At 63.9% G+C, this 5,785-nt stretch carries 5 protein-coding genes and 1 other RNA gene; 1 reads left to right on the forward strand and 5 read right to left on the reverse strand.

Annotated features, from left to right (window positions below; all coding sequences use genetic code 11):
* The 5 genes from ACZM96_RS06985 to ACZM96_RS07005 form a co-directional block, all read right to left on the reverse strand.
* On the reverse strand, positions 1 to 952 hold a 952-nt coding region (locus ACZM96_RS06985; RefSeq protein WP_489488153.1), incomplete at its 3' end, for an FAD-dependent oxidoreductase.
* 69 nt (positions 953 to 1,021) lie between these two features.
* On the reverse strand, positions 1,022 to 2,215 hold the full coding sequence (gene ispD, locus ACZM96_RS06990; protein ID WP_489488155.1) for a 2-C-methyl-D-erythritol 4-phosphate cytidylyltransferase: 1,194 nt from the start codon (positions 2,213 to 2,215) through the stop codon (positions 1,022 to 1,024).
* A gap of 54 nt (positions 2,216 to 2,269) precedes the next feature.
* Positions 2,270 to 2,629: RNase P RNA component class A (rnpB, locus tag ACZM96_RS06995), an RNA gene on the reverse strand.
* Positions 2,630 to 2,684: 55 nt separating this feature from the next.
* Entirely contained in the window at positions 2,685 to 3,455 is a 771-nt protein-coding gene (locus tag ACZM96_RS07000) for a zinc ribbon domain-containing protein (protein WP_294487379.1), read from the reverse strand.
* Positions 3,452 to 4,324, reverse strand: coding sequence for a Nif3-like dinuclear metal center hexameric protein (locus ACZM96_RS07005; RefSeq protein WP_489488157.1), 873 nt, complete (start codon positions 4,322 to 4,324; stop codon positions 3,452 to 3,454). The genes ACZM96_RS07000 and ACZM96_RS07005 overlap by 4 nt, the downstream gene beginning before the upstream one ends.
* A 401-nt stretch (positions 4,325 to 4,725) precedes the next feature.
* Here ACZM96_RS07005 and ACZM96_RS07010 point away from each other — a divergent pair, with 401 nt between their 5' ends.
* Positions 4,726 to 5,418, forward strand: a complete 693-nt coding sequence (locus tag ACZM96_RS07010; protein ID WP_489488158.1) for a DsbA family protein — start codon at positions 4,726 to 4,728, stop codon at positions 5,416 to 5,418.
* Positions 5,419 to 5,785 lie beyond the last annotated feature (367 nt).

The raw sequence follows: 5,785 nt of genomic DNA on the forward strand, positions 1-5,785 counted from the left end.
TTCTGCGGGCCAGATCTTCCGGGCAGAGCGCGTCGGCAAGGCGGGCGGGCATGTAGCGCGAGAGCAGATTGCGCACAAGAAGTTTGCCGTGCTCCTTTTCGTTGAGAAGTTCGAGCACGGGCAGTTCCGGCAGAAAGTCGAGCACCAGCTCGTCGCCGCTCTGCCACCAGCAGGAGGCCACCAGCACGGCCGGGCCGCTCACGCCGCGATGCGTGAACAGCAAAGAGCGTATGCCCGCGGGATCGGGCCAGATATCCTGACCGTTTTTGCGCAGCCCCGCGCGCACGTTGAGGCTGATGCCTTCCAGACCGGAGAGCGGCCAGTCGCCGGGCAGAACGAGCGGCACGAGCACGGGCCGGAACGGTTCGACTTCGTGCCCCCACGAGGCCGCAAGCCTTGTCAGAGAATCGCTGGATCCCGCGGCGGGAAAGGCCGGAGAGCCTCCGGCCAGCACGAGACGCCTTGCGCTTACCCTCTCCTCTCCGGCGGCAAAGGAAAAGGCGGCCTCTTCGCCGCTTCTGCCGAAGGACGGCGAGGACGCGGGCAGGGAAAAGCCGCGGGCCGTGCAGCCGAGATAGAAGTCCACGCGTTCGTCGTCGCACTGCACGGCCAGCCTGTCGGCCAGAAACGCGGCCGGGCGCAGACCGAAGATCTGCCCGAAGTCCCGTTCCTCAAAGGGCAGGCGCAGTTCGCGCAGCAGATCGAGCACTCTCTCGCAGGGAAAGGAACGCAGCACGGCGCGCACCACGTCGGGAGCGTCGGTGAGGTAGTGTGCTTCCGTGACGGTGCGGTTGGTGAAGTTGCCGCGTCCGCCCCCGGCCAGGGAAAGCTTGACGCCCGGCCTGTCGTGACTGTCCACAAGCGCCACGGAAAGGCCGCGACGGGCCGCGTTTCTGGCGCAGAGAAGTCCTGCGGGACCGGCTCCGATGATGGCGACGTCGTAAAGGAACATGAGGTCTCCTGAGAAAGGCGTGGGCGCGCGGCCCGGCAAAGGAAAGAGAGAGGCCCGGAAAGCGCCGGATCAGCGCTCGGCGCGCAGCGCCGTGACGAGCGCCACGGCCTTGATGCCCTGAAGCGCGCCGGTGAAGCCCAGCTTCTCTTCCGTGGTGGCCTTGAAGGCCACGTGATCGAGAGGCAGATCGAGCAGCCTTGCCACGTTGCGGCGGATGGCGTCGGCGCGGGGGGCAAGCTTCGGCTTCTGGGCGATGACGGTGAGATCGGCATGCACGAGGCGCACGTGGGCTTCGGCGGCCTTCGTGAGCACCTGATCGAGCAGCACCACCGAGGAAATGTTGTCGAAGGCGGGATCGTTGTCCGGGAACAGCTGTCCGATGTCGCCCCCGGCAAAGCAGCCGAGAACGGCGTCCATGAGGGCGTGGAGCAGCACGTCGCCGTCGGAGTGGGCGCGGATGAGGTATTCGCCGCCTATTTCCACGCCGCCCAGCGTGAGCGGACGATTGCCGCCGTAGGCGTGAACGTCGTAGCCGTAGCCGCAGCAGGGCAGAGAAGGTTTGTGTTCGGCAAGCAAGGCGAGATCCTGTGGGTTGGTGATCTTGACGTTGTCCCGGTCGCCTTCCACGACGAGCACGGGAGAGCCGACGCGCTCCATGAGCGAGGCGTCGTCGGTGACGTTCCAGCCTTCGCGGTCGGCGCGTTCGTGGGCTTCGCGCAGCGCGGCGAGCTCAAAGGCCTGCGGCGTCTGCACGGCGCGCAGCGACGCGCGCTCCGGCGTGCGCGTCACAAAGCCGCGCGCGTCGGTTTCCTTCACGGTGTCGGTGACGGGCACGCCCGGAATCACGCCGGAAACCGAACCTTCCCGCAGCGCGTCGGCAAGTCTGGTCACAAGGGCGGTGCGCAGAAAGGGCCGCGCGCCGTCGTGAATGAGCACGGTGCGGCAGGCATCCGGCAGCGCGGCGAGCGCATGACGCACGGAATCCTGACGCCGCTCGCCGCCCGCGGCAAAACGAAGGGGCACTCCGCAGGATTCTTTGGCGTTGAGTTCGAGCGCTTCCTGCCGGGCCCGTTCCAGACGTTCTTCGGGAAACACGAACACCAGACCGTGAATCAGCGGCGACGCGGCCATGGCGCGCGCCGAATGCCACCAGAGCGGCGCGCCCTGGTAGGGCAGAAACTGCTTGGCTTCGCCGCCCGTGGCCTCGGCCATGCGGCGGCCCTGACCGGCGGCGAGAATGACGCCCCAGCATTCGTTATGCATGCTCACCTCGCGGATAACAGGATGGGGAGGGAACTTGCGCTCCCTCCCCATGATAAAAGGAGTCGGACTATAAGCCGGGTTTTGTACCGTTCCGAAGAACGGCGGCTGTCATTCCTCTAGAGACGCGGTTGCCCGCGCCTTCAAGCAACCTACCCGGAAACCATGGGCCGGGCCGGCCGGTTTCCCTATTTGGTTTTGCTTCGGATGGGGCTTGCCTGGCCTGACGTGTCGCCACGTCAGCCGGTGAGCTCTTGCCTCACCGTTTCACCCTTGCCGTTCCGAAGAACGGCGGTCTGCTTTCTGTTGCGCTTTCCAGCGGTCGCCCGCTCTGGCCGTTAGCCAGCATCCTGCCCTGCGAAGCCCGGACTTTCCTCCCCGGATCCTGCGATCCGCAGCGACAGCCCGTCCAACTCCGAATTTGTGTGCATTGCAGCGTTCAGCCGCGCCAAATGCGGCTGAGCCCCTGCGCTTATTCCGCGCTTTCCGCAGCCTTGGCTTCGGGCTTGGGCGCGTTGGGATCCTGATAGTCGTGGGCCCAGTACATGAGACGCTGGCAGTTCGGGCAGCTCATGATGTGGTTGCCGCGCTGCAGATCAATGAACACCTGCGGCGGAATGGCAATGTGGCAGCCCGAGCAGATGCCCGCTTCCACAGGCACGATCACCGGATGACGCAGACGGTTGCGGATGAATTCGTAGCGGCTCAGCACGGGCGGGGAAATGAGGGCCGCCACTTCGGCACGCTGGGCTTCCAGCGCTTCAAGACGGGTGCGGCATTCGGCAATGCGCTTTTCCAGATTTTCCTGCTGGCTTTCGAGCTCGGCCTTGAGTTCGTTCCAGGTTTCCTCCACGGACTGAAGATTGCTCTCCTGCAGGGAACGTTCTTCCTGCAGGGCCATGCGCTCTTCCTCGCGGGTCTGGTTCTGGCGTTCCATGCTGTCCATTTCGCGGATCATGGCCTGATATTCGCGGTCGTTTTCCACCTGCATCAGCTTGTTCTTGCTGTTGTTCAGGCGGGATTCGTCGTCCTGAATGTCGGCGTCGAGGCGCTTCTGCTGTTCCTGCAGGTGCTGGAGCTTGTCCAGAATCCAGTTGCGCTGGGTGTCCTGCGAGTTGAAACGCTTCTGCAGAGATTCCACTTCCTTGGGAGCGGCTTCCATTTCGGCCTGCACGGCGTGAATGCCGTCGTCCACGTGCTGGAGAGCCACAAGCTGGCGGATCTGTTCAATATAGAGGCTCACGACAGTACCTCCGGTACTTCAGAAAGAAAGGTCAAGGGCAGGAAGGGATCCCTGCCCGGCAAAAACGTCACCGTCACGTCGTCAAGCTTCCTGTCCAGAAGCAGCGCGAAGCGGCGTATCATTTCTTCTTCCAGGGAAAAATGCCCCACATCAAGAATTGCCATGGGGCAGAAATTCGGGCTGCGCGAATCGTGGCGCGAGGCCAGGGCCAGGGCGTCGTGATACTTCACGTCGCCGGTGATGAACACGTCCGCGCCCGCGGCCGCAGCTTCTTCAAGCAGCGAGGAGCCGGATCCCGTACACACCGCCACGCGGCGGATCTCCCGCTCGGGATCGCCGATGAGACGGGCTACGCCGCACATTCTCTCAAGCGGCAGCGCTTCGCGCATGACGGCGCACAGGCGCGCAAGGGACATGGCTTCGGGCAGCCTGCCCGCGCAGCCAAAGCCGCCTTCGACCACGGAGCCGTCCGGCGCGACGAACGTGCCCGTCTTTTCCAGAATCACGCGGTCTTCAAGGCCGAGCAGATCGGGCAGCCAGGCGCTCGGGCCGAGGGGATTGGCGTCGAGCGTGGTGTGGCTTGCGTAGAGAGGCACGTCGTTGCGGTACAGAATGGAGAGCGCGTCGGTGTAGCCGTTCAGCGCACTCGTCCAGGCGGGGCGCATGGCGAGCGGATGATGCGTGAGCACCATGTCCGCTCCGGCTTCCACGGCGGCGCGCAGCTGTTCGGGCGCAGGATCGAGGCACACGGCAAGATGGCGTATGTCGGCGCGGGCCGAGGCCACCTGAACGCCGGAATGATCCCATTCCGCCATAAGCGAAAGGGGAGCCGTCTGTTCAATGATGCTGATAAGCTCGCTCTGAAGCATGGGTGCTGCCTTCTGATACAAAAGCGTGGATATGCCGGGGAATTCATATTTCTAGGGAAAGTTCTCCCCTTCGTCAAGTTCCTTTGCGGCGCGGGCCCGGGGAAGAGGGGGGCGGCGTCCGCTCCTTCCATTGGGAACGGGCGCGGGGCGCATCGCTGATCTGGAAGAGCGGCAAGAGCGGGGCGGCGGGGAAAGCGGCACGGCCTTCCCTCCTGCCGCAGGTACTTTCGGCGCAGCGGAAGCTCTCGGCGTTCGCGTCGGACGGCGGGTGGGCGAGGGGAAACGGAAAGGTTTCCCGCAGGTTCCCGACACGTTCGAGAGTGTTTCCGAGTCCCGCGGGAACCTGGCCGCTCTGGAACTTTTTTCTTGGCGAGCGGCGCGGATTGCGGTAAGGGAACGCCATGCCATCCTTCATTTACATTACCGACGTTTTTTGTCCCTGGTGTTTCGGCTTTGCTCCGGTCATGGAGAAGCTTGTTGCGAAGCATTCCTTTCCCGTGCGCGTTCTGTGCGGCAATCTTGTGGACGAGCCCGAGCAGACTTCGGGCATGGGCACGCCGCGCCTGCGGGCGTTTTTCCAGCGCCTTTCCGACACCACGGGCCGCAAGCTCGGCAGCGGTTTTTTCGGACTGCTGGAGGAGTCGGGCAGCGTGCTCATGGATTCCTCGCGATCCGCGCTGCTCATGGCCGCGCTCAAGAAGCTGGCTCCCGGCCACGCGCTGGAGCAGATGGAAGCGTTTCAAAACGCCTTTTATGAAGACGGGCGCGACGTGCTCGCTCTCGACGTGCAGGCCGACGTGGCGGCGCGCTGGTGCGTGACGGCACAGGCGCTTTCGCAGGCGTTCGCTTCCGAGGCCGTGCAGAAAAAGGCTCAGAAGGAAATGGACGAGGCGGAAGAGATTCTCGGCGATTTCGTGGTGTACCCCACGCTTTTCGTGAAGACGGACGACGGCGAACTGCACGCCGTGGCGCGGGGCTTTGCGCCCTTCGACGATGTGGAAGCCAAAATCGAGGCCGCGCTTGCTTCCGGCGAATCGCTGAACGCGGTGTCGGGCTCGGCCTGCGGCCTGAACGGCGAGTGCTGCATCCGCTGACGAGCACTTTTGACGCTTCCTGCGTCGGCGCGTTGCGTGCCGAAATCCGCTTGCGTGTTTTCTGCGGAGTGGCTCGATATCCGAATGCGCCGTTCTGCGCCTTCTGCGCAGCTGACGGAGAACGCGCGGAGCCATGTGCAGCCCGAACGCTTTTCAGCGCGTTGTCCGACGTTCTGCCGGGCCGTTCGGACTCGCGCAGCGTCGCCTTGCGTTGCGCCCCCCAATTAAAAAGTTTTGAAAGAGAGGATGGGGGCCCGGGGGAAGGAGGGAAAACTTTTTCAGGCAGATTGTCAAATGAATTGCAACAGAAAGAGATTCCCGTCTTCCCGTAAAAACTCGACAGTCGATCGATAACCAAACTTCTTGC

The organism is Mailhella sp. (assembly GCF_057866825.1).